Consider the following 23,343-nt stretch of genomic DNA (forward strand, 5'->3'; position numbering starts at 1 on the left):
CGGGGCTGGGGGTCAGTCGTCGTGGCTGCGGCGCACGACGGGGTTGCTCAGGACGCCGATCCCCTCGACCTCGCACTCGACGCGGTCGCCTGCCACGAGAGGGCCGACGCCGGCGGGGGTACCGGTGAGGATGACGTCGCCGGGCAGCAACGTGAACGCCTCGGAGACGTAGGACACGAGGAACGCGACGTCGAACACGAGGTCACGGGTGTTGCCGTCCTGGCGGGTCTCGCCGTTCACGCGGGACCGGACCCCGAGCTCGTCGGTCTCAAGGTCGGTGACGATCCACGGTCCCAACGGGCACGACGAGTCGAAGCCCTTGGCGCGTGCCCACTGGCCGTCCGTGCGCTGGGCGTCGCGCGCGGTGACGTCGTTCGCGACGGTGTACCCGAGGACGTGCTTGAGCGCGCTCTCGGGGGTGACGTCCTTGGTGATGCGCCCGATGACGACGGCGAGCTCCGCCTCGTGGCTGACCTCGCTCGAGAAGTCGGGCAGCACGATGGGGTCGTCCGGACCGACGACGGACGTGTTCGGCTTGAGGAACAGCAGCGGGCTGGCGGGGACCTCGTTGCCCATCTCGGCGGCGTGGTCGGCGTAGTTGCGTCCGACACCGACGATCTTGGACCGCGGGATGACGGGTGCGAGCAGGCGCACCCCGTCGCCGATCTCGATCCGCTCGCCCGTGGGCTGCACCGGCATGTAGAGGGGGTCGCCGCTGAGCACGGCGAGGTAGTCCTTGCCGTTCTCGGTCTGCACGAACCCGAAGCGGGGGTCTTCTCCTGTGGTGAATCTCGCGATGCGCACGGGTCAAGCCTACGGGGAGCCCGGTGGTGCGCGGTGGTGCGCGCCGACGCGGAGGGCAGCGTCAGACGCGCGCGAGGACCTCGCCGTTGAGGACGGAGAACCACCCGTCGGGAGCCTCGGCCCACCGCTGCCACTCGTGCGCGAGGTCCTCGAGCGCGACGTCGTCGGCGAGGTTGGACTCCTTGGCCTGGTGGGCGAAGTTCGACGCGATGCACCGCTCGGCCCAGAGCCCTCCCCACCACGACCGGGCCTCGGGCGTCGCGTAGCACCACACGCCCGCCGACGCGGTGAGCGCCTCGGGGGCGAACCCCGACTCCTGGAACCAGGAGAAGAGCCTGCGTCCGGCGTCCGCCTGGTACCCGTACGCGGCGGTGACCTCGTGGTACAGGGTGTTCCACTCGGTGAGGCCGGCGGACTCGGGGTACCAGGTCATGGCCGCGTAGTCCGCGTCGCGGGCCGCGACGACGCCCCCGGGACGGGTCACGCGACGCATCTCGCGGATGGCGGCGACGGGGTCGGAGAGGTGCTGGAGCAGCTGGTGGGCGTGGACGACGTCGAAGGTGTCGTCGGCGAAGGGGAGCTCGTACGCGTTCGCCTGCTCGAAGCTGACGTTGGCCGCACCGTTCTCGTCCGCGAGCGCCCGTGCGCTCCCGAGGACGGAGGTGGCGGCGTCGACCCCGACGACACGGCCGGGGGCGACGAGGCGGGCGAGGTCGACGGTGACGGTGCCGGGGCCGCACCCGACGTCGAGGATGCTCATGCCCTCGCGCAGGAGGGGGACGAGGTAGGCGGCGGAGTTGGCCGCGGTGCGGGCGCGGTGGGACCGCAGGACCGACTCGTGGTGCCCGTGGGTGTAGGACTCGGACTCGCGGGACTGCTCGCTGCCGCGCGCGCCGGTGGGCGCCTCGCGGAGGGCGTCGGACGGCGCGGCGGTGCGCACCGTGCTGGGTTGGTTCATGCGTACGACGGTAGGGCCGGGGGACGAGGAGCGAGACCCCATTCTCAGATGGTGGTCATCGATGGACGGGGGGCGGGCCGGGTGGTGCCGGTGGGGCACCTCGACGTACGTTCCTCGCATGAGCCACTCGACCGCGCCCGCGCTGCGCCACCTCGGTTCCTCCGGACTCACCGTCTCCGTCGTCGGGCTCGGGTGCAACAACCTGGGCCGTCCGCGGACGGCGACGGAGTCCCAGGAGGGCAGCAACGCCGTGGTGCGCGCAGCGGTGGACGCGGGGATCACGTTCTTCGACGTGGCGGACGTGTACGGCGCCGAGCCCGGGCTCTCCGAGGAGCGCCTCGGCGTGGCGCTCGGGTCACGCCGCGCGGACGTCGTCGTGGCGACGAAGTTCGGCATGGACGCCCGGGGGGCGAACGGGCCCGACCACGGGGCGCGCGGCTCCCGGCGGTACGTCATCGCCTCCGTCGAGGCGTCGCTGCGCCGTCTGGGAACGGACTGGATCGACCTCTACCAGTTCCACACCCCGGACCCGGGGACCCCCGTGGAGGAGACGCTGAGCGCCCTCGACGACCTCGTGCGGTCCGGCAAGGTCCGGTACGTGGGCCACTCGAACCGGGCGGGCTGGCAGATCGCGGAGGCCGAGCTGCTCGCGAGGTCGCTCGGCACGGAGCGGTTCGTCTCGAGCCAGAGCCACTACAACCTCCTCGACCGCAGGGCGGAGCTCGAGGTGGTGCCCGCCTCCGAGGCGTTCGGGCTCGGTGTGCTGCCGTACTTCCCGCTCGCCAACGGTCTGCTCACGGGCAAGTACACGCGCGACGACGCACCGGCCGACGGGCGGATCACGCACTCGAAGCCGGCCATCCTCGAGTCGGCCCCGTGGGACGCCCTCGAGGCGTACTCCGCGTTCGCGGCGGAGCGCGGCCTGAGCGAGGTGGAGGTCGCGTTCTCCTGGCTCGCGGCGCAGCCGACGGTGTCGAGCGTCATTGCGGGCGCCACGCGCCCGGAGCAGGTCGCCCAGAACGCGGCGGCCGTCCACGAGCTCTCCGCTGACGACCTGGCACGCCTCGACGCGATCTTCCCGCCGCCGGAGAAGGTCGCCCTCTTCTGAGGCGGCTGCCGCTGCGCCTGGTGCGGCGCCCGTAGGCTGGCCCCATGACGAGCAGCACCGGGACCGCCGACCACCCCGAGGTGGTCGCCGTCGACCGTCCCGGCGGTGTCGACGACTCACCCGGGACTCTCGAGCCCGCACGCTGGGTCTCCCTGGCCGATCTCCACGCCGCGCGAGCGGACGCCCTCACCCGGGGGTGGCGGGAGCGTCGCGGCACCGGGGTGGAGCACCAGATCGAGGACTTCCTCCACACGTACTACCCGGCCCGCCCGGCGCAGCTGCGGCGCTGGCACCCCGGGGCCGGCGTGACGCTCGCGTCCGCGCCGGACGTGCCGGGCGCGGCGGAACGGTCGACGTGGCGCTGGTACGTGGTCTCGGACACCGGTGCGACGCTCGACGTCGCCGCGTTCCTCGCCGACCGCGGCGACACCGTCGCGTACGTCCGTGACCTGCTCGTGTCCACGGCGTCGCGTCCCGCCGCCCTGGGATGCTTCGGGCTGCACGAGTGGGCGATGGTCTACCGCCAGGGCGGCGACACCCGGCACTCCTTGCCGCTGCGACTGGGCCCGGAGGGGACCGACGCCGTCGTCGAGGCACACCCGGTGCGCTGCACGCACATCGACGCGTTCCGGTTCTTCACCCCCGAGGCCAGGCCGCTCAACCAGCTGCAGCCCACCCGGGACACGCAGCGCGACCTCGAGCAGCCGGGCTGCCTGCACGCCGGGATGGACCTGGTTAGGTCGCAAACATGCAGCTCGGCACGCACCGAAGCCGGTCGCATGAGACAGCCTGTGAAGGCATGCGCATGAGAACGACGACACTCAGAGAACTGAAGAGCCCAGACTGGCGATTGCTCGAGAACTCGCACGCACTTCGTGCAGATGCGCTGACGGCGGGCTGGCGGGAGCGGCGCCAGACTGGAACGAAGCACGCGATCGAGGACTTTCTCTTCACCTACTACAGCACGAAGCCGTCCCACCTTCGGCGTTGGCATCCGGGCGCAGGCGTCGTCTTGTTGGGTACCCCACTGGATTTCGGCGATCGCTCCTCGTGGCGGTGGTACGAAGCCGTCGAGGAGGGACTGGCTCTTGACGTCGACGCCTACCTCGCGGACCGCGAAGAGACCGTGCTTTACATCCGCGACCTCCTGGCACGGACTGCCTCGCGGCCAGCCAACGTCGGGTGCTTCGGTCTCCACGAGTGGGCGATGATCTACCGGCAGACCGACACGACGCGCCATCCCCTGCCTCTGCGCCTCGGCGCGGACGGAACCGATGCGGTCGTCGAGGCACACCCCATTCGCTGCACCCACTTCGACGCCTTCCGGTTCTTCACGCCAGACGCAATCCCCCTCAACAAGGTGCGGCTGACTCGAGATCAGCAGCCGGATTTCGAGCAGCCGGGATGCCTACACACCGGAATGGATGCTCTGAAGTGGGCGATGAAGCTCTCGCCAGCCATCGACAGCGCGCTCGTGCTGGACTGCTTCGACCTCGCGAGGGACATCCGGGTTCTCGACATGCAGGCCAGCCCGTACGACGTCCGCGAGTACGGGTTGGAACCCGTGGCAATCGAGACCGCTGAGGGCAAGGCTGAATACTCCAAGCGTCAACGCGATTTCGCGGCGAGGTCCGCGCCGTTGCGGAGACGCATCATCGAAGCGTGTGACCTCCTTCTCAACTTGCGATCCTAGGAGGAGATACTCGCCCGAACGGCAGCCAGAGCGACTGAGGCGCGTTCCTCCTGCCCGTGGGGCCAGCGGGCTGGATCGTTCACGTAGCTGGTGCGTTCCTCTGACGATGACATGCGACCGCCCATAGCGTTCATGTACCACCCGGTCGAGGCCGCGACCGATCGTTCAGAACCTCTGGCCTCGGAGGCAACTCATGTCAGAGGCGTCTGCGATCCTCTGACTGTGGACGACTACCAATGGATGCCGCCGGGACTCGACCCGGAACGGGCACAAGCATTTTTGACTCCGAGCACTGGGCTACCGGAAGCCGCGTCGGAGGCGATCCACCGGTGGATCGTCGATGATAAGTACAGCCACGAGAGCCTGTCTTGGAAGTTCATGATCGACTTCCAGTCCGCGAGCCACATGGACCTAGGTCTCCTCCACCAGAACACTGTGCAGGTGGGCGACGCTCTGAAGTACCTGCGAACCCTCACAGAGGACCAGCGCACCTACCTCCTCGACTACATGCTCAGTGGGCTCTACCCGAGACCCGATATCGGACGCGCAATGCCTGAGCGGGCCACACGTCTCGCTAGCATCCTTCGTGCATCCGGTGCAGGCTGGACCGTTATGGCTCGCCGGGGACGATGGGGTCTCCAGCGAGTAGTCCCGGTGGGCGTGACAGACGTAGTTGAGTCCGTGCTGAGCAGCGCCGACCGGGCGTCAGCTTTGCTGCGGACCGCGTGGTCCGGGGCCTTCGGACTAGAGTCTTCTCCGAGTCATGCGTACTACGACGCTGTGAGGGCGGTCGAGGTATATTCCTGTCCGCTCATCTCGCCGCGTGACAAATTGGGGACTCTCGGGAAGGACATCAACGTCCTGCGCAGCAAGCCCGAGGCTTGGACGTTCGCACTCGTCGGAAGTGACCGGACGTCCGCCGTCGAGCATCTGGTATCCGCAATGCAGCTGCTCTGGCATAGCCAGACAGACCGCCACGGGTACGCCGACTACCGAGACATTTCACAGCTCGAGGCACAGGCGGCTGTACTGCTAGCGTCCACGATCGTTGGGTGGCTCTCGCAAGGCGCATTGCGGCGGGCGACCTGACGTGACACCTGGCGGGGAATGCGCGAAACGACCACATTGGCACGCGACCTTTCTGCGATTGGGGGTCGGAGCGCCCCGGGTGCATCCGCGTGGAGTACGTCACCAACGCTGGTCGTGCGCCGATGTGTACATCGACCTGCAAAAGCGTCAAAACATGCATCTCGGGGAGTAGAGCAACCCGCTACAAGGGACGACCCGGGAAGGCACACACATGAACACCACGGCCCCAGAGAACTCTTGAGTCAGGACGGGCGAACGCTCGCACGCACGCGCTTCGAGCGGACGCTCTGACGGCGGGCTGCCGCGAGCCGCGCCAGCCCGAAGTGAAGTATGCGATCGAAGACTCCCTCTTTACCTACTACAGCACGAAGCCGTCGCTACGTCGGCGGTGGCAACCGGATCATCAAGGCGTGCGACCACCTGCTCGGCGAGCGCTCCTAACTTGGGATCCCGGACCGAACTGACGCCAAGGCAGCGGACGCCCGCTCCTTCTGCCCCGCCGGCCAGTGCGCTGGGTCGTTCGAGTAGCTGATGTATGCCTCAGGAGACGCCATGATGTCCGTGCGAATCTCGCTACTCCCCGTGCTCCGCCAACCTCGGCGGTCAACCAGCACCATCAGGTTGATCTGTGCAGGCTCGCCAGTGCACAGCACCCGGGGGTCAACGTCGAATTCAACGAACTTGGTCGCCACCGCGCGGCCTCCCACGACGAACGGATGCGGGAAGTCTTCGGTGTCGTCCGGACGCGGCATGATCGTCGTCCTGAACTGCTTCGTGGGTGCCAAGACTGGGACGCCGGCGCTAACGAGTTTCAACCGAAGATCAATCACCACGAGCGGCTTCGCGCCTGTGTTGTAGAGGGTGACGGGAAGGCGCAGTGCGGCCCGATCGGATCTGGCATAGCCCGAGAACACCACGACTTGCGTCATCAAGAGGCGCCCAGGCCGAACGTTGATCCACCAAAATGAGGCGACAGTGAAGAGCAGAGCACAGAGGGCGATCACAACCGCGGGTGTCAGTCCTGACGGGATTGACGACGGATCCGCACCTAGGAACATGACCAAACTCTAGAGCAGTGGCTCGTTGGAACGACATACCTACAGACCGGTTCCGTCGGGTGCGTGTGTATGCGGTGTGACGATGGACCTGCTCAAGTGGTCCCTGAAGCTCGGCCCCGCAGCACCCGGCGACCTCCTCCTCGACTGCTTCGAGCTCGCCCGCGACATCCGCGTCCTCGACATGCAGGCGTCGCCCTACGACGTGTCGTCGCTGGGCCAGGAGGCCGTCCCGATCGAGACCCCGCAGGGCCGGGCGGAGTACGTGCGCAGGCAGCGCGGCTTCGCCGACCGGGGACAGGCGCTCCGCGAGCGTCTCGTCGCCGCGTGCGACCGCGTCCTGACGCTCGGCTGACCGCCCCTGCTCATCCCTTCGCCGCGGTACCGGTGGCCGTCGTCGACCACACGTCGCCGGGCAGGTCCCCGGGGAGCAGCGGGTTGCCGGCCCCGACGAACGGCGCGTCCTGCCGCCCCGTGCGCACCGCCTGCTCGTAGTCCTTCAGTGCGCCGAGGGCCCACCTCCCGAGGAGGACGATCGCCACGAGGTTCACCGTCGCCATGAGACCCATCGCCACGTCGGCGAGCGCCCACACGACCTTCAGGCTGAGGAGCGCGCCGAGAGCGACGGCACCGAGGACGAGCACCCGGAGGACGACCAGGCCGCGTCCTCGCACGCCGAGGAACTGGAGGTTCACCTCTGCGTAGGAGTAGTTCCCGAGGACGGAGGAGAACGCGAACACGAAGATCAGGGCGGTCAGCAGGGGCGTGGTCCAGGTTCCGAGGGACGCTGCGACCGCGCCGGCGGTGAGCTCGGCGCCGACAGCCTCGGTGGTCTCCCCCGGTGAGTACACGTCGGGACCTGCGACGAGGATCATCATGGCCGTGGCGGTGCACACGAGCATGGTGTCGACGAAGACCCCGAGCGACTGGACGAGGCCCTGCTTCGCTGGATGGCTCACGGTGGCCGTCGCGGCGGTGTTGGGCGCGCTGCCCATGCCCGCCTCGTTGGAGAACAGACCTCGCTTGACCCCGTTGAGCAGCGCGGCGAGGAGGCCCCCGCCGGTCCCGGCGACGGCCTCGTCGAGACCGAACGCCCCCTCGACGATCTGGGCGAGCACGCCGGGCACCGCGCTCGCGTTGAGGGCGACGACGACGAGCGCGAGCAGCAGGTACACGCCCGCCATGATCGGCAGGACGACGCCGGCGACCGTCGCGACACGACGGACCCCGCCGAAGAGCACGGGGGCGGCCAGGAGCACGAGGAGGACGGCGCTCCACCCGGTCCCGACGTCGTGCCCGGTGGCGAGGGCGTCGCTGATGGTGTTGGCCTGGACCATGTTGAACGCGAAGCCGAACGTGAACACGAGCAGGACGGCGAAGAGGACCGCGAAGGGCCGCGAGCGCAGGCCCGTCCGGATGTAGTACGCGGGTCCGCCGCGGAAGGTCCCGTCGGTCGTGCGCTCCTTGAACATCTGGGCGAGCGTGGCCTCGACGAAGGCGGTGGCCATGCCGACGAGCGCCACGACCCACATCCAGAAGATCGCGCCGGGCCCGCCGAGGGTGAGTGCGATGGCGACGCCGACGATGTTCCCGGTGCCGACCCGGGAGGCGAGGCCGACGCAGAAGGCCTGGAACGAGGAGATCCCACCGTCGGCCCCTCCGCGCGACCCGACGACCGTGCGCCACATCTGCCGCACGAGACGGACCTGGACGGCTCGGGTGCGGACCGTGAAGTAGAGGCCGGCACCGACGAGGAGGTAGATGAGCAGGTACGTGTAGAAGAACGTGCTCACGGGCTCGATGACCGTGGTGGTGAAGTCGTCCATCGTGCGTGCCCCCTCCGTGAGCGGCGCAGGGCGCGCCGACCGCCGTCCATGGACCCTAGGGCACGTCGCGGTCCCAGACCACGCGACCGTCGTCCCGGAGGCGGGCGCCCGGGGCCGGCTGGTGCGGGCTCGTGCGCGCCTCGGGGAGCAGGTGCCGCACGTCGACGCCGTGCCGCAGGACGGCGACGTCGGCGACGAGGCGGCGGTGGCAGCGCCACCAGACGCTCTCGGAGCACAGCACCACCGTCGGCGTGGACGCCGCGTCGGCGAGGAGGGCGGCGAGGGCGGCCTCGAACTCCTCGGTCCGCGTGTGCGCGGCGTAGGCGCGGAACGACTCGACCTTCCACCAGGGGTCGGGAGAAGGCCCGTCGGGCAGGCGCCTCCTGCCCCCGAGCCGTTCCTCCCACCGGTACCCCACCCCGGCCCCGGGCAACCACGCAGGCAGGGCGTCGCGGCTCACGTCGGGGTTGGTGCGGCTCCCGGGGAACCTCCGAACGTCCACGAGGCTCTCGATCCCCACCGACCGGAGCTGGGCCGACAGCCCTTCGCGGTCGAGGCGTCCGTGCCCCATGGTCCACAGCTGCGTCACCGCTCCTCCTCCTGCTCGTCGTGCACCGGTCCCGTGAGCGACCATGGTCCTTCGACCCCGCCACCCACACCACCGGAGACCTCCCCGTGCACCTCACGCCCCGCAGGCTCTTCCGCGCCGTCGCCCTCGCCGAGGCGGTGACGTGGGCGCTCCTCCTCGCGGCCATGCTCGCCAAGTACGGCTTCGACGCCGGTGACCTCCCGGTGTCCGTCGCCGGCCCGGTCCACGGTCTCGCGTTCCTCGCGTACGCCCTCACGGCGCTGGTCGTCGGGCTGGACCGCCGCTGGCCGCGCAGCGTCACCCTGGTCGCCGTCGCGGCGGCCGTCGTGCCCTTCGCGACGGTGCCCCTCGAGCGCTCGGTCGAGCGGCGCGGCCTGCTCGACGGCGGGTGGGCGACCGAGGCGACCGACGACCCGGCGGACCGCACGCCCGTGCGACGGGCGCTGCGGTGGATGCTCACGCACCCCGCGCTCTTCACCGTGCTCCTCGTCGCGACGCTCGCGGTCGTCATGAGCGTCCTGCTCGCCCTCGGCCCGCCCACCGAGTGGGGCGCGCACGCCGGGTAGGCCGAGCGGACGGAGGTGACCCGGCGCCGGACCTGGGACAATCGACCGGGTGACCTCCTCGACCCCTCCCCTGAGTCTGCTCAGCCACCTGCCTCCGGTCCCCGCGGGCGGCGTGCCCGACCCCGACGAGCTCTACGAGGGCTTCACGTCGTGGGCGCAGGACCGCGGGCTGGCCCTGTACCCGGCACAGTCCGAGGCGCTCATCGAGCTGGTCTCCGGGTCCCACGTGATCCTCAGCACCCCGACGGGCTCCGGCAAGTCCCTCGTGGCCATGGGGGCGCACTTCGCGGCGCTCGCCGCCGGGAAGCGCTCCTTCTACACCGCGCCCCTCAAGGCGCTGGTGAGCGAGAAGTTCTTCGCGCTCGTCGAGGCCTTCGGGTCGCAGAACGTCGGCATGATGACGGGCGACTCGTCGGTGAACCCCGGGGCGCCCATCATCTGCTGCACAGCCGAGATCCTCGCGAACATCGCCTTGCGCACCGGCGGCGTGGAGGCCGAGGACCCGGGTGTCGACCAGGTGGTCATGGACGAGTTCCACTTCTACGCCGACCCCCAGCGCGGGTGGGCGTGGCAGGTGCCGCTCCTCGAGCTGCCGCAGGCCCAGTTCCTCCTCATGTCGGCCACCCTCGGCGACACGGAGATGTTCCGGGAGGACCTCGACGAGCGCACGGGCCGGCCGGTCGCCGAGGTCACGAGCGCCGAGCGGCCCGTCCCGCTGAACTTCAGCTACGTGGTCGAGCCCCTCCCGGAGGTCATCGAGGACCTCGTCCACACGCACCGTGCACCCGTGTACGTGGTGCACTTCACGCAGAAGGACGCCGTCGAGCGGGCGCAGGCGCTGCTGAGCACGAACGTCGCGAGCCGCGCCGAGAAGGACGCGATCGCCGCCGAGCTCGGCGACTTCCGGTTCACCTCCGGGTTCGGCCGGTCCCTGAGCAAGTTCCTGAGGCAGGGCATCGGCGTCCACCACGCCGGGATGCTCCCCAAGTACCGGCGCGTCGTGGAGCGCCTCACCCAGAAGGGCCTCCTCAAGGTCGTCTGCGGCACCGACACGCTCGGTGTCGGCATCAACGTGCCCATCCGCACCGTGCTCCTCACGAGCCTCGTGAAGTTCGACGGCGAGCGCATGCGTCACCTCACGGCCCGCGAGTTCCACCAGATCGCCGGGCGCGCCGGGCGCGCCGGCTACGACACCGTCGGCGAGGTCCTCGTCATGGCCCCCGAGCACGTCGTGGAGAACCGTCGCCTGCTCGAGCGTGCCGGTGACGACCCGAAGAAGCTCAAGAAGATCGTCCGGAAGAAGGCCCCCGCGGGTGCGGTGAACTGGACGGACAAGACGTTCGAGAGGTTGCGCGACTCCGAGCCGGAACCCCTGACCAGCCACTTCACGGTGAGCCACGCGATGGTCCTCAACGTCCTGGCCCGTTCGGAGTCCGGCGCGGACCCCGTCATGGCCATGCGCCACCTGCTCACCGCGAACCACGACACGGACGCCCAGAAGGCGGCGCACGTGCGCCAGGTGTTCCGGATCTACCGGTCGCTGCGCCAGGCGGGGATCGTCGAGAAGGTCCCCGGTGGCGACGCCGGGTACACCGTCCGCCTCACCGTGGACCTCCCCCGCGACTTCGCGCTCAACCAGCCGCTCTCCCCCTTCGCGCTCGCCGCGCAGGAGCTCCTCGAGCCCGAGTCACCCACCCACGCCCTCGACGTGGTGTCCGTCATCGAGGCGACGCTCGACGACCCCCGCCAGGTCCTCTACGGGCAGCAGCGGGCCGCGCGCGGCGAGGCGATCGGTGCGCTCAAGGCCGAGGGGTACGACTACGACGAGCGCATGGCCGCGCTCGAGGACGTCACGTGGCCCAAGCCGCTCGACGAGCTGTTGTCCGCCGCGTTCGCGTCGTACAAGCAGACGAACCCGTGGGTGGCGGACCAGGAGCTCTCACCCAAGTCGGTGGTCCGCGACATGGTGGAACGTGCCCAGACGTTCGGGGAGTTCGTCTCCCGCTACCAGCTGGACCGGACCGAGGGCGTCGTCCTGCGCTACCTCGCCGACGCGTACCGCACCCTGCGCCAGACGGTCGCCGCGGACCACCGCACGGAGGAGGTCGAGGAGATCACGGAGTGGCTCGGTGAGCTCGTCCGTGGGGTCGACTCCAGCCTGCTCGACGAGTGGGAGCGCCTGTCGAACCCCGTCGACGACGGCTCGGAGGGCCTCGCCGGGGACCCGTCGGCGCCTGGTGCGGTCGTCGAGGCGCCCGCGCGCCCCGTCACGGCGAACCGCCGCTCCTTCCGCGTGCTGCTGCGCAACGCGCTCTTCCGGAGGGTGGAGCTCGCGTCGCGCGAGGCGTACTCGGCGCTCGGCTCGCTCGACGGCGCGTCGGGGTGGGACGCCGACGCGTGGGCGGACGCGCTCGACCCGATGTTCGAGCAGTACGGCGACGACGCCGTGGGTGTCGGACCGCAGGCGCGCTCGCCCCGGCTCCTGCACGTCACGGAGGGCGTCGACGGCAACTCGCGCCTGTGGTCGGTACGTCAGGTCCTCGACGACCCGGACGGTGATCACGACTGGGGTATCACCGCGCTCGTCGACCTCGACGCATCCGACGACGCCGGCGAGGTGGTCCTCCGGGTCACGGCGGTCGCCCCGATGTGACCCGGCAGCGGCCCTGGTCGGCGGAGGACCTCCCGTGCGCGTCAGGCGGGGAGCTCCCACGGTCCGGCCGGCCCTGCCGGGTCGTCCCGGTGCCGTGTCGCCACCCACGCGTCGGTCCGCTCCCCACGGTGGTCCAGCCACATGTGGAGCGTCCCGCCGAACGTGAAGCCCGTCTTCCAGGCGACCCGGCGCGAGCCGACGTTGCCGACGTTCGCGTACCAGATGACGGTCTCGAGACCGAGGGTGTCGAACCCGTGCTCGAGCAGGAGCGTCACGGCCGTGGTCATGACGCCCTTCCCACGGATCGCCGGGTGGGCACCGAAGGCGATCTCCGCGCGCCGGCTCCCCATGTCCCGCAACGACAGGCTGCCCGAGAAGCGGCGCTCACCGTCCGGGTGCGTCGACTCGATCGCGAAGAGGTGCTCCGACCCCTCCCGCCAGCCCGCCGGGGCGACGTCGTGGATCCAGCCACGGGCCATGCCGAGGTCGTAGGGCGAGGGCACGGTCGTCCACCGGACCGAGAGGGCGTCCGTGCACTGCTCGACGACGGCGCGGGCGTCGTCCGGACGGTGCGCGCGCAGGGTCACGTCGCCGTCACGCAGGACGGGGACGGCGTCGGGCCAGGTCACAGGGTCGCTCAGGGTCATGCCTGGTATCCAAGCAGATCCGCGCACCCGTGTCCGGGAATTTCCCGCACCACACCGACCGACGGGGCTACGGTGGACCGCATGGCGAAGAGGTCCGCGAAGCACGGTCACGGCGGGACGCCCGCGCTCGTCGCGCTCGAGGCGTCCGGCGTGCCGCACACCGTCCACCCGTACGAGCACGACCCGGCGAGCGACCTGGGCTACGGCCTCGAGGCGGCGCAGGCCATCGGGGTGGACCCCTCGCTCGTGCTCAAGACCCTCGTGACGTCCGCCGACGGGACCCTCGTCGTAGCCGTTCTGCCGGTCGACAGGACGCTCGACCTCAAGGCTCTCGCCCACGCTGTCGGTGCCAAGAGAGCCGTCCTCGCGGAGCACGCCGTCGCCGAGCGGGCGACCGGGTACGTCGTGGGCGGCATCTCGCCCCTCGGCCAGCGCCAGACGCACCCGACCGTCGTTGACGCGTCCGTCCTGGGCGCCGACGTCGTGTACGTGTCGGCGGGACGGCGAGGCGTGGACGTCGGGCTCGCTCCGCAGGACCTCGTCCGGCTCACCGGGGCCACGACCGCACCCGTCGCCCGCGCCTGACCGCCGGGCAGCCCCTGCGCCGAGCGGGCGCCCGGCGACGCGTCCGTCGGGCGCCCGGTCGTCACAGGCGCCGGGCGACCACGTACCCCTGCTCGTCGTAGACGATCTCGTAGTCCGTCCCCGGGTACAGGCCCTCCGCGTACGCGGCGACGTCCATCGGCGGCTTCCCGCCCCACCCGTGCTGGTCGACGACCACGTACTGCGGCCGGACCGCCGGGTCCGTGACGATCCAGTAGACGCGTCGGTCGGTCGCGAGCTGGACGATGAGCCCGCGGTCGCTCGCGACGGTCGCCCCCTCGGGGACCGCGTCGACCGCGCCCTGCGCGGCCGGGAAGCGGGCGTCCCTGCGGTAGGACTCCGGGTCCCACAGGTCGCTCAGCGGGAAGCGCGGGAGGAGGACGAGCGCGACGACGACCATCGCCCCGGGGGCCACGCGCGCCAGCAGCCGCGACGCGCGCCACGGCGAGGCCTGCATCGACCGCAGCCCGTCGATCGCCGCGGCGAACAGGACGGGCATGAGGATGAGGGAGTAGTGCCAGGTCGTGCCCCAGTAGAACTCCGTGGACCCCGCGAAGCGCCACAGCAGGGTCGGGACCACGAGGAGCGCCAGGGACGACCGCAGCGCGACGAACACCGTGAGAAGACCCAGGAGCGCGAGGGTCTCGAGCTTCACCGCCGGGGTGAGCAGCCCGGCCAACGACTGCAGCGCTCCCCCGACGGTGTCACCCGCGCCCGCGGCGACCTCGTCGTCCTCCCCGAGCCGACCCCAGTAGTCGTACCGGCCCTGCGGGTTGAACGCCGGGACCACCACGCCCACGACGAGCGCCATCCCCACGACGCCCACACCGGCGGTGATCGCCCCGAGGGCCCGCTGCCCGCGCAACCACAGGACCACGCCGAAGGCGGCGACGGTGAGGCCGAGGTCCTCCTTGACCCCGAGGAGGAGCGCGACCCACACCGCGCTCGCCCGCCACCGGCCCTCGAGGAACGCCGTCAGCCCCAGAGCCAGGAGAGGGACAGCGAGCGCGTACTCGTGGAACTGGACGTCGACCGCCGACTGCACGCCCCAGGAGAACGCGTAGGCGCCGGCGAGCGCGAGCCCGCGCCAGGGCCCCAGGAGGCGTCGGGCGGTGAGGGCTACCGGGACCACGGACCCCGCGACGAGCACGCACTGGGCGACGAGCAGCGTCAGGGGGGTGGGGAAGAGCGCGTAGAAGGGGGCGAGGACCACGAGGAACGGGGAGAAGTGGTCGCCCAGCTGGTGGAAGTCGGGTCCCTTGACGGTGACGATCGGGACGCCGTGCTCCGCCCACCCCCGGACGGCCTGCTCGAAGATCGCGAGGTCCCAGGACGGGTTGTCCCACCGGTACCAGCGTGCGACCGACAGGACGAGGTAGGCCAGGAACGCGACGGACGCGAGCCCCCACACGGGGACGCGCGACGCGCGCCCATCGCCCCGGGCGTCGTCGACCTCACCCTCCGTGGGTCCTCGGCGCTCACGGGCAACGGTGTCCTGGGCGTCCAGCTCGGTCATCCGGTCATTCTGACGTACGACGCGGAGAACTACGATGGCCCTCGTGCCTTCGATCCCGCTCACCGATGCAGTCACCCGGGTCCTCGACCGGGTGGGGACCGCCTGCAGCGCTGCGGGCCGCGATCCTTCGGAGGTCCGCCTGCTCCTCGCGACGAAGACGCAGGACGCCGCGACGGTGCGCGCCGCGGTCACCGCGGCTCGCGGCCTGGCCGCGTCGCGGTCGGACGGGGGGCCGCAGGTCCTCGTGGGCGAGAACAGGGTCCAGGAGCTCGTGGAGAAGGCACCCGACCTCGCCGACCTCGCGCTGACCGCGCACCTCATCGGGCCGGTCCAGTCGAACAAGGTGAACCTCGCCCTCCGGGCGCTGGCCACGCACGCGGCAGCCTGTGTGGAGAGCATCGACTCCGCTGCCCTGGCGACGCGGTTCGGGGACCGCGCCGTGGAGGTCCTCGCGGCGCCGCTGGACGTCCTCGTCCAGGTGAACGTCTCCGGCGAGCCCACCAAGTCGGGCGTCGCACCGGCCGACGCTCGCACGCTCGCGGAGGTCGTGGCCGCACATCCGGGGCTCGCCCTGCGAGGCTTCATGACGATCGGGGCGAACAGCACCGACGAGGCCCTCGTGCGACGTGGTTTCGCCGAGCTCCGGCGCATCCGGGACGACGTGCTGAGCAGCGGGTCGCCCGGCCTCGCAGGTGCCGTCGAGCTCTCGATGGGCATGAGCCGCGACCTCGAGGTGGCTGTCGCGGAAGGAGCCACGATCGTGCGGGTCGGCACTGCGGTGTTCGGCACCCGGCAGCTGCCCTGAACCGGATTTGCTCCGCCGTGGCCCATAGGTCATCGTCAGACCATGAAGACTCCGTTCTCGCGTCGGCCGCGTCCCGTGCCACTCCCCTCAGGTGTCGCCGAGCGCTGGTCTCCGGAGGAGGGCTGCGTCGTGGTGACCGTCCCCTTCGAGGTCACGCCCCGTGACGAGAGCACCACGGCGGACCGGTTGTCCGAGACGATCGTCGCGACGGTGAAGAACGTCCAGGCCGGGTCGTTCGGCCACTCGATCCCCGAGGGCGTCACCGACGCGGGGGTCCGTATCAACGTCGAGTCGACCGCACCGATCGGTACTCTCGCGGAGCGCCAGGTGGAGATCCTCACGGAGCGGCTGGGGCGGTCGATCCCCCTGACCGTCACCACGGTCGTCCCTCCCGAGCCGGCACCGGAGCCCGAACCGGTGGAGCCTCCCGCTTCCGAGGGCACGTCGGCGGCGGCTGTCCGGGGCCCTGCGCGCCCCGAGCCGAGCCCGGGTCTCGTCGCCGCTCCCTACGTGTGGGACGCGGAGAAGGAGCACCTGCGCGCCGAGGTCGTCTACCTCGGCGAGGAGGGCGCCGACGCCCAGACGCAGGCGGACGTGCGTCGCCTCGTCGAGCTCACCGTCGCGGACCTCGCGTCCCCGACGACGCAGGCCCTCGTCCCGCCGGACGCGTCCGAGTCGTTCACCGTGTGGCTCACCGTCGCGGTGAACGAGGACGCCGTGGGGCCGCTCACGGAGAAGCTGTTCGAGGACGGCGAGGACCAGTTCGAGGACACCCGGGTCGACTTCGTGGCGCTCACCGAGCCGCGGACGACCATCGAGGAGATGCTCGCAGGACGCTGACCGCCGGGATCAGGGGACGCGCGCGGTCCACTCCGCCGAGGAGAACTTCGTCTCGGCGAGCTCGCGGGCGCGGGACCACTCGGCGTCGGTGACGACGCCCTCGACGGTGTCGTAGCGGCCGCGGAAGTGGGCCTTGAACGCCTCGATGACGTCGGCCCGTGCCATCCCGGTCTGGGAGCGCACGGGGTCGACGCGCTTGTTGGCGCTCTTGGTCCCCTTGTCGCTCATCTTCTCGCGGCCGATGCGCAGCACCTCGAGCATCTTGTCGGCGTCGATGTCGTAGGCCATGGTCACGTGGTGCAGGACGGCTCCCCCGACGAACCGTTTCTGGGCGGCTCCGGCGATCTTGCCCGCGGGCGACGCGATGTCGTTGAGCGGCTGGTAGGTGGCCTCGACACCGAGGTCACCGAGCGCGCCGAGGACCCAGTCGTCGAGGAACGCGTACGAACGCTCGAAGCTCAGCCCCTCGACGAGCGAGGCGGGGACCGTGAGCGAGTAGGTGATGGTGTTGCCGGGCTCGATGAACATCGCCCCGCCGCCGGACACCCGTCGGACGACGGTGATGCCGTGCCGTTCCGCGGCCTCCGGGTCCACCTCGTTCCTCAGGGACTGGAACGACCCGATGACGACGGCAGGGGCTCCCCACTCCCAGATGCGGAGCGTCGGGCGGCGCCTGCCTGCGTCGACGGACTCGGAGATCGCCTGGTCGAGCGCCATGTGCATGGCCGGGCTCTGCGGGGCGTCGTGGACGATCTCGAAGGTGTGGTCGTGCCAGCCGGTCGCATGACCGAGGGCTCGGCGCACGGCGATCGCGACAGCCTCCGCGCTGAATCCGACGAGCACCGCGGCAGGGTCGAGCGCGGCGGTGATCGCCGCGGTGAGGACGGGGACCGCGGAGCCGACGGGCATGCCGGTGAGCGCCCTGACGATGTCGAGGAGCGCGTCGTCGGGCTCGAGGAAGAAGTCGCCGCTCACCGCCACGTGGGCGAGCGCCCCGTCCTCGACCTCGAGGTCGACCGCGACGAGCTTGCCACCAGGAACCTTGTATTCGCCTCTCACGTCCCCACCCTATGCCCGCCGGCGTGCTGCACCCGGGTGGCCTTGGTCACCCGGCGACGGAGACCTCGCACCGACGACTAGTCGACATTCCGACTAGTCCGTGGAACGATGAGTCCATGGACGAACCGACCGCCCCCGAGTGGGTCCGCGGCCTCCTCGCGACGTGCGCCCTCGCCGTGCTCGCCCGTGGCAGCGCGCACGGGTACGCCGTCGCGCAGCAGCTCCAGGCCGCGGGCGTAGGACCGGTGAAGGGCGGCGCCCTCTACCCGGTCCTCAACCGCCTCGAGGAGGACGGTGCGGTGACGGCCACCTGGACGCAGGGCGAGGGCGGGCCTGGCCGCAAGGTGTTCACGCTCACCTCGCAGGGGCGTGACAGGCTCGCCGCGCTGCGCACCGGGTGGGACCCGTTCGCGACCGCGGTCGGCGACCTCCTCCAGGACCACCCACCAGCACCCACCTCGACCTCGGGAGAGACCTCATGACCGAACCCACCCGCACCGAGTGGCTCCACCCGGACGACGAGGCCTGGGGGGACCGCCTCCTCGCTCGGCTCCTCGTCACCCACGACGTGGCCCTCGACGACGCCGAGAGCGCCGTCGAGGACGCACGCCGCGCCTGTCACGAGTCCGGTCGAACGGCTGCCGAACTCTTCGGCAGCGCCGACGCACACGCCCGTGAGGTCGCGAACGACATCGTGCCCGTGACGAAGAGGGCCGCCGTCGATCTCGACGGCGCCAGCCCTCGCGACCGGTGGACGCTCCTCCTGCTCGGCACGGGGTGGCTCGGGAGCATCTGGAGCATCTGGCTGCTCGTCGCGGACGGGTGGTGGGTCGACGTGGAACCCGCGGCGCTCGCCCTCCTGGCGGGGATCGTCGTCGGGGCGGCCGGCACCTGGTTCGGCACCCTGGCACGCACCGCGGGAGACCTCCGTGGGTGCTGGTCGTGGTGGGCGCTGGGGGCGGTGGGAATCGTGGCCGGTGCCGTCGGCGCGTCCTCCTTCTCGGACGTCGCCCCTCTCGGAGAGGTCCCGACGCTCGTGGTGCTCGCGGCGGCTGTCGCCGTCATCGTCGTGGGCTTCGTCCGGGAGGAGCCTCGCGCCGAGCCCGACCCGGCACCGGGCGGCACGACTCCGGACGCCTGGTTCGACAGGCTCCACGGCCTGCTCCGAGGCCGGTACCACCTGCCCCGCGCCACCGCGAGGCAGCACGTCGCGGACGCACGGAGCCACTGGACCGACACCGGCAGCGTCCACCCCGAGGACGAGTTCGGCACCCCTGAGGTCTACGCCCTCGAGCTCCTCGACGGTTCGCCGGAGCCGGAGCGCAGGAAGGCGCGCTACGCCACGTGGCTCTACACCGTGGTCGCCGGGTACTGGGCTTTCGTCACCACCACGACCGTCCTCGACGACGGGAGCCTGTGGAGCATCGTCTGGCGGGCCGTCGCGTTCCTCCTCTTCGCGGGAAGCGCGGTGAGCGCGTGGCGGCGCTCGAAGCCCGCCGCCGCGGCGTGACGCCGTCGGCTCAGCGGGGTTCGACGCCCGCGTGGACGAGACCGTAGATGGCCGAGTCCGTGAGCGCCTCCCAGGACGCCTCGAGGAGGTTGGGTCCGACTCCGACGGTCGACCAGCTGCGCTGCCCGTCCGTGGTCTCGATGAGCACGCGCGTGATGGCGTCGGTGCCGTGCTCCTGGTCGAGGATGCGGACCTTGAAGTCGATGAGCTCGAAGGTCTCGATCTGCGGGTACACCCGGGTCAACGCGAGGCGGAGCGCCTGGTCCAGGGCGTTCACCGGACCGTTGCCCTCCCCGGTGCTCACGTGGCGCTCACCACCGGCGTTGAGCTTGACGGTCGCCTCGGCGGTGGCCACGACACCACGGTGGCCGGTGCGCTCCACGATGGTCCGCCAGCTCTCGACGTCGAAGTAACGGGGACGCTCCCCGACCATCTCCTCGACGAGGAGCAGCTCGAAGGACGCGTCGGCGGCGTCGTACGTGTACCCGTTCGCCTCGGCCTCCTTGACGCGTGACGTGATGCGCGTGAGGACCTCCGCCTGCCCCGAGAGGTCGAAGCCGAGCTCCTTGCCCTTGAGCTCGATGGAGGCTCGCCCCGCCATGTCGGACACGAGCATCCGCATGTCATTGCCCACGAGCGTCGGGTCGATGTGCTGGTAGAGGTCCGGGTCGACCTTGATGGCGCTCGCGTGGAGACCGGCCTTGTGGGCGAACGCGCTCGCACCCACGTAGGGCTGGCGCGCGTACGGCGAGATGTTGGTGATCTCGCTGATGGCGTGCGCGATGCGCGACGCGTCGCCCAGGCCCTCGCCCGCCAGGAGGGACCGGCCGCCCTTGAGCTCGAGGTTCGCGACGACGGTCACGAGGTCGGCGTTCCCGGTGCGCTCGCCGTACCCGTTGACGGTCCCCTGGACGTGGCTGCACCCGGCATCGACCGCGGCGAGGGTGTTCGCGACGGCGCAGCCCGTGTCGTTGTGGGCGTGCATCCCGAGGACCGGCCCGTCGCCCACGGCGTCGCGGATCTCGGTGACGATGTCCGACACCCAGTGCGGGAGCATCCCACCGTTGGTGTCGCAGAGCGCGACGACCTCGGCCCCGGCCGCCAAAGCGGCCTCGACGGCGCTGCGCGAGTAGGCCGGGTCGAACCGGTACCCGTCGAAGAAGTGCTCCGCGTCGACCACGACGCGCCGGCCCTCGGACACGAGGAACCGCACGGTGTCCGTGATCATCGCGAGGTTCTCCTCGGCCGTGGTCCGCAGGGCGCGCTCCACGTGCCGGATGTCGGACTTGGCGACGAGCGTCACGACCGGGGCGCCCGAGTGCAGGAGCGCGAACACCTGCGGGTCGTCCTCGGCACGCGTGCCGACCTTGCGGGTGGCACCGAAGGCCGCCAGGACCGCGTTCTTCAGGGTGAGCTCGCGGGCGGCCCGCGCGAAGAAGTCGGTGTCCTTGGGGACCGCTCCCGGCCACCCGCCCTCGATGAACCCCACCCCGAGCTCGTCGAGGTACGGCGCGATGGCGAGCTTGTCCGCGACGGACAGGTTCATGCCCTCCTGCTGGGCGCCGTCACGCAGGGTGGTGTCGTACACGTGGAAGCTCACGGGAAACTCTCTTCCGTGCTGATGGTCGGGTGGACGTCGGACGGTTCGAGGGCCGCACCGCGGAGGCGCCGCTCCTCTCTCTCAGACGAGGCGCGTCATCCACCCGTGCGTGTCGGCGGCACGGCCGTTCTGGATGTCGGTGAGCTCGCCGCGGACGGTCATCGTGACGTCTCCCGCGCCACCGTCGGCGATCGTCAAGTCGAAGTCCGTGCCGGCGAGACGCCCGATCGGCGTGACCACCGCTGCGGTGCCGCACGCGAAGACCTCGGTGATGGACCCGTCCTGGATGCCGCTGCGCACCTCGGTGAGCGGGATGCGGCGCTCCACCACGTCGTGCCCGCGGTCCGTGAGGAGACGGAGGATCGACGAGCGGGTCACGCCCTCGAGGATGGAGCCCGTGAGCTCGGGGGTCTCGACGGAACCGTCGGCGCGCACGAAGAACACGTTCATCCCACCGAGCTCCTCGATGGCGGTGTTCGTCGCCGCGTCGAGGAAACAGACCTGCTCGCAGCCCTGCTCGTGGGCGAGGACCTGGGGCAGCAGGCTCGCGGCGTAGTTCCCGCCGCACTTCGCGTCGCCCGTCCCGCCCGGCCCCGCGCGGTGGTGGTCCTCCGAGACCCAGATGGACACGGGCTTCACCCCGCCGGCGAAGTACGGCCCCACCGGGGACGCGATGACGAGGAACTCCGCCTCCATGGAGGGGCGCACACCGAGGAACGCCTCGGACGCGTACATGAAGGGCCGCAGGTAGAGGCTGGCCTCCTCGCCGTCCGGCACCCAGTCCAGGTCGGTCCGGACGAGCGCGGCGACGGCGCCCACGAAGTCGGCGGTCGAGAGCTGCGGCAGGGCGAGCCGCGCGGCGGAGCGGGCGAAGCGTGCCGCGTTGGCCTCGGGACGGAAGCTCCACACGCTCCCGTCGTCGTGCCGGTACGCCTTGAGGCCCTCGAAGATCTCCTGCCCGTAGTGCAGGACGGAGCTGGCGGGGTCGAGCATGAGCGGTCCGTACCGCTCGACGCGGCGGTCGCTCCATCCCGTCGCGTCCGACCACGTCGCACGGGCCATGTGGTCCGTGAAGACGGTGCCGAACCGCGGGGACGCGAGCGCAGCCGCACGCTCCTCGGCGGGGAGGGGCGCGTCGGTGCGCCGGACGTCGAACGCGCCTGCCATCTCGTCGACGGACTGCGGGGTTCCTGCGAGCGTTGAACTCATGTTCCTTGGCCTTTCACCTGGCGATCCCCGCAGTTTCCCACGTCCAGGGCCCGGAGGGTACGACGCGGGTCGGCGAGGCCGCCACGACGTCGTCGGGGCGAGGAGCGGCCGGCCGCGGTCAGCCGCGGACGCGGTCCGCGAGGTCGGTGCCCACCTCGGCAGTTGACCGGGCGCGGTCGCCGCGCTCCACGAGGTCCGCGGCGACCGCGGCCTCGACGCGCGCAGCCTCCTCGGTGAGGCCCAGGTGGTCGAGGAGCATCGACACGGAGAGGACCGTGGCCGTGGGGTCGGCCTTGCCCTGACCGGCGATGTCCGGGGCGGACCCGTGGACGGGCTCGAACATGGAGGGCACCGAACGGTCCGGGTTGATGTTCGCGGAGGCCGCGAGGCCGATGCCGCCCGTGATCGCGGCCGCCTGGTCGGTGAGGATGTCACCGAAGAGGTTGTCGGTGACGATGACGTCGAACCGCGACGGGTTCGTCGTGAGGAAGATGGTCGCGGCGTCCACGTGGAGGTAGTCGGTCGTGACGTCCGGGAAGTCCGCGTTGACGGCCTCGACCGTCCGGCGCCAGAGGTGTCCCGCGTGGACGAGGACGTTGTGCTTGTGGACGAGCGTCAGGTGCTTGCGCGGGCGGGCCTGGGCACGGGCGAAGGCGTCGCGCACCACGCGCTCCACGCCGAAGGCGGTGTTGACGCTCACCTCGTTGGCGATCTCGTGCGGCGTGCCGGCACGGATCGCTCCCCCGTTGCCCACGTACGGTCCCTCGGTGCCCTCGCGGACGACCACGAAGTCGATCTCACCGGGCTCGGCGAGCGGGGAGCGCACCCCGGGGTAGAGCTTGCCGGGGCGCAGGTTGACGTAGTGGTCGAGCGCGAAGCGCAGCCGCAGGAGCAGACCGCGCTCGAGCACCCCGGACGGGACGGTCGGGTCACCGATGGCCCCGAGGAGGATCGCGTCGTGCCCGCGGATCGCGGAGAGGTCCTCGTCGGTGAGGGTCTCCCCCGTGCGGTGCCAGCGCTGCGCGCCGAGGTCGAACTCCGTGGTCGCGACGGTGACGTCGCTCCCCGAGAGCGCGACGTCGAGGACGGCGAGCCCCTGCTCGACGACCTCGATCCCGATGCCGTCGCCTGCGACCACTGCCAGCCCGATGTTCCGCGTCATGTTCACCAGGGTATACGCAGTCCCACCTAGCGGGACGCGCGTCTCGACATG

The 23,343-nt window shown here is 71.0% G+C and carries 22 protein-coding genes and 1 pseudogene; 12 read left to right on the forward strand and 11 right to left on the reverse strand.

Annotated elements, in window-relative coordinates; genetic code table 11:
• Window positions 1-12: 12 nt before the first annotated feature.
• Entirely contained in the window at window positions 13-804 is a 792-nt protein-coding gene (locus JAV76_RS05565; RefSeq protein ID WP_198733016.1) for a fumarylacetoacetate hydrolase family protein, read from the reverse strand.
• Window positions 805-865: 61 nt separating this feature from the next.
• Window positions 866-1,762 (reverse strand): methyltransferase domain-containing protein, encoded by an 897-nt coding sequence (locus JAV76_RS05570; protein ID WP_198733017.1) that lies wholly within the window; start codon window positions 1,760-1,762, stop codon window positions 866-868.
• A gap of 118 nt (window positions 1,763-1,880) precedes the next feature.
• Here JAV76_RS05570 and JAV76_RS05575 point away from each other — a divergent pair, with 118 nt between their 5' ends.
• From JAV76_RS05575 to JAV76_RS05590, 4 genes are all read left to right on the forward strand, one after another.
• The gene (locus JAV76_RS05575; protein WP_198733018.1) at window positions 1,881-2,870 is read left to right on the forward strand and encodes an aldo/keto reductase; all 990 of its coding nucleotides are present in this window, start codon (window positions 1,881-1,883) and stop codon (window positions 2,868-2,870) included.
• A gap of 44 nt (window positions 2,871-2,914) precedes the next feature.
• Complete coding sequence (locus JAV76_RS05580) at window positions 2,915-3,679, forward strand: 3-methyladenine DNA glycosylase (protein WP_198733019.1); 765 nt, start codon at window positions 2,915-2,917, stop codon at window positions 3,677-3,679.
• Window positions 3,676-4,563 carry a 3-methyladenine DNA glycosylase gene (locus JAV76_RS05585; RefSeq protein WP_198733020.1) on the forward strand — a complete coding sequence of 296 codons (888 nt, stop codon included), beginning with the start codon at window positions 3,676-3,678 and terminating at the stop codon, window positions 4,561-4,563. Before JAV76_RS05580 ends, JAV76_RS05585 begins: the two co-directional genes overlap by 4 nt.
• A gap of 222 nt (window positions 4,564-4,785) precedes the next feature.
• Complete coding sequence (locus JAV76_RS05590; RefSeq protein WP_198733021.1) at window positions 4,786-5,652, forward strand: hypothetical protein; 867 nt, start codon at window positions 4,786-4,788, stop codon at window positions 5,650-5,652.
• 437 nt (window positions 5,653-6,089) lie between these two features.
• On the opposite strand, the gene JAV76_RS05595 is transcribed toward JAV76_RS05590, so the two are convergent.
• Entirely contained in the window at window positions 6,090-6,581 is a 492-nt protein-coding gene (locus JAV76_RS05595; protein WP_198733022.1) for a hypothetical protein, read from the reverse strand.
• A gap of 211 nt (window positions 6,582-6,792) precedes the next feature.
• Between JAV76_RS05595 and JAV76_RS05600 the strand changes: the two are divergent.
• A pseudogene (locus tag JAV76_RS05600) lies at window positions 6,793-7,062 on the forward strand (3-methyladenine DNA glycosylase); the annotation flags it as partial.
• Between the two features lie 10 nt (window positions 7,063-7,072).
• On the opposite strand, the gene JAV76_RS05605 reads toward JAV76_RS05600, so the two are convergent.
• Both JAV76_RS05605 and JAV76_RS05610 read right to left on the reverse strand, forming a co-directional pair.
• On the reverse strand, window positions 7,073-8,533 hold the full coding sequence (locus tag JAV76_RS05605; RefSeq protein WP_198733023.1) for an alanine/glycine:cation symporter family protein: 1,461 nt from the start codon (window positions 8,531-8,533) through the stop codon (window positions 7,073-7,075).
• A 55-nt stretch (window positions 8,534-8,588) separates the two neighbouring features.
• Window positions 8,589-9,122, reverse strand: a complete 534-nt coding sequence (locus JAV76_RS05610; RefSeq protein WP_307844011.1) for a DUF488 domain-containing protein — start codon at window positions 9,120-9,122, stop codon at window positions 8,589-8,591.
• Between the two features lie 86 nt (window positions 9,123-9,208).
• Between JAV76_RS05610 and JAV76_RS05615 the strand changes: the two genes are divergently transcribed.
• Both JAV76_RS05615 and JAV76_RS05620 read left to right on the forward strand, forming a co-directional pair.
• Entirely contained in the window at window positions 9,209-9,688 is a 480-nt protein-coding gene (locus JAV76_RS05615; RefSeq protein ID WP_198733025.1) for a DUF3817 domain-containing protein, read from the forward strand.
• Between the two features lie 49 nt (window positions 9,689-9,737).
• Window positions 9,738-12,341, forward strand: coding sequence for a DEAD/DEAH box helicase (locus JAV76_RS05620; protein WP_198733026.1), 2,604 nt, complete (start codon window positions 9,738-9,740; stop codon window positions 12,339-12,341).
• A gap of 41 nt (window positions 12,342-12,382) precedes the next feature.
• On the opposite strand, the gene JAV76_RS05625 is transcribed toward JAV76_RS05620, so the two are convergent.
• The gene (locus tag JAV76_RS05625; protein WP_198733027.1) at window positions 12,383-12,988 is read right to left on the reverse strand and encodes a GNAT family N-acetyltransferase; all 606 of its coding nucleotides are present in this window, start codon (window positions 12,986-12,988) and stop codon (window positions 12,383-12,385) included.
• An 81-nt stretch (window positions 12,989-13,069) separates the two neighbouring features.
• Between JAV76_RS05625 and ybaK the strand changes: the two genes are divergently transcribed.
• Window positions 13,070-13,573, forward strand: coding sequence for a Cys-tRNA(Pro) deacylase (ybaK, locus tag JAV76_RS05630; protein WP_198733028.1), 504 nt, complete (start codon window positions 13,070-13,072; stop codon window positions 13,571-13,573).
• Between the two features lie 61 nt (window positions 13,574-13,634).
• Here ybaK and JAV76_RS05635 read toward each other — a convergent pair whose 3' ends face one another.
• Window positions 13,635-15,107, reverse strand: coding sequence for a DUF2079 domain-containing protein (locus JAV76_RS05635; RefSeq protein ID WP_198733029.1), 1,473 nt, complete (start codon window positions 15,105-15,107; stop codon window positions 13,635-13,637).
• A 34-nt stretch (window positions 15,108-15,141) separates the two neighbouring features.
• On the opposite strand from JAV76_RS05635, the gene JAV76_RS05640 reads away from it, so the two are divergent.
• Window positions 15,142-15,912, forward strand: coding sequence for a YggS family pyridoxal phosphate-dependent enzyme (locus JAV76_RS05640; RefSeq protein ID WP_198733030.1), 771 nt, complete (start codon window positions 15,142-15,144; stop codon window positions 15,910-15,912).
• A gap of 129 nt (window positions 15,913-16,041) precedes the next feature.
• Window positions 16,042-16,752: a hypothetical protein gene (locus JAV76_RS05645; RefSeq protein WP_230401860.1), complete on the forward strand. Its 711-nt coding sequence runs from the start codon at window positions 16,042-16,044 to the stop codon at window positions 16,750-16,752.
• 9 nt (window positions 16,753-16,761) lie between these two features.
• Here the strand turns inward: JAV76_RS05645 and lplAB are convergent, their stop codons facing one another.
• Window positions 16,762-17,811: a lipoate-protein ligase LplAB gene (gene lplAB, locus JAV76_RS05650; RefSeq protein WP_198733032.1), complete on the reverse strand. Its 1,050-nt coding sequence runs from the start codon at window positions 17,809-17,811 to the stop codon at window positions 16,762-16,764.
• Between the two features lie 116 nt (window positions 17,812-17,927).
• Between lplAB and JAV76_RS05655 the strand changes: the two genes are divergently transcribed.
• Window positions 17,928-18,293, forward strand: coding sequence for a PadR family transcriptional regulator (locus JAV76_RS05655; protein ID WP_198733033.1), 366 nt, complete (start codon window positions 17,928-17,930; stop codon window positions 18,291-18,293).
• Window positions 18,290-19,321: a hypothetical protein gene (locus tag JAV76_RS05660; RefSeq protein WP_198733034.1), complete on the forward strand. Its 1,032-nt coding sequence runs from the start codon at window positions 18,290-18,292 to the stop codon at window positions 19,319-19,321. Before JAV76_RS05655 ends, JAV76_RS05660 begins: the two co-directional genes overlap by 4 nt.
• Before the next feature lie 10 nt (window positions 19,322-19,331).
• Here JAV76_RS05660 and cimA read toward each other — a convergent pair whose 3' ends face one another.
• The 3 genes from cimA to JAV76_RS05675 all read right to left on the reverse strand — a co-directional run bounded on the left by cimA (window position 19,332) and on the right by JAV76_RS05675 (window position 23,292).
• On the reverse strand, window positions 19,332-20,867 hold the full coding sequence (cimA, locus tag JAV76_RS05665; protein ID WP_230401932.1) for a citramalate synthase: 1,536 nt from the start codon (window positions 20,865-20,867) through the stop codon (window positions 19,332-19,334).
• A gap of 135 nt (window positions 20,868-21,002) precedes the next feature.
• Entirely contained in the window at window positions 21,003-22,130 is a 1,128-nt protein-coding gene (locus tag JAV76_RS05670; RefSeq protein WP_198733036.1) for a branched-chain amino acid aminotransferase, read from the reverse strand.
• 118 nt (window positions 22,131-22,248) lie between these two features.
• Window positions 22,249-23,292, reverse strand: coding sequence for a 3-isopropylmalate dehydrogenase (locus JAV76_RS05675; RefSeq protein ID WP_198733037.1), 1,044 nt, complete (start codon window positions 23,290-23,292; stop codon window positions 22,249-22,251).
• Window positions 23,293-23,343 lie beyond the last annotated feature (51 nt).

This window comes from Sanguibacter suaedae, assembly GCF_016342785.1.
Classification (GTDB): Bacteria; Actinomycetota; Actinomycetes; order Actinomycetales; family Cellulomonadaceae; genus Sanguibacter; species Sanguibacter suaedae.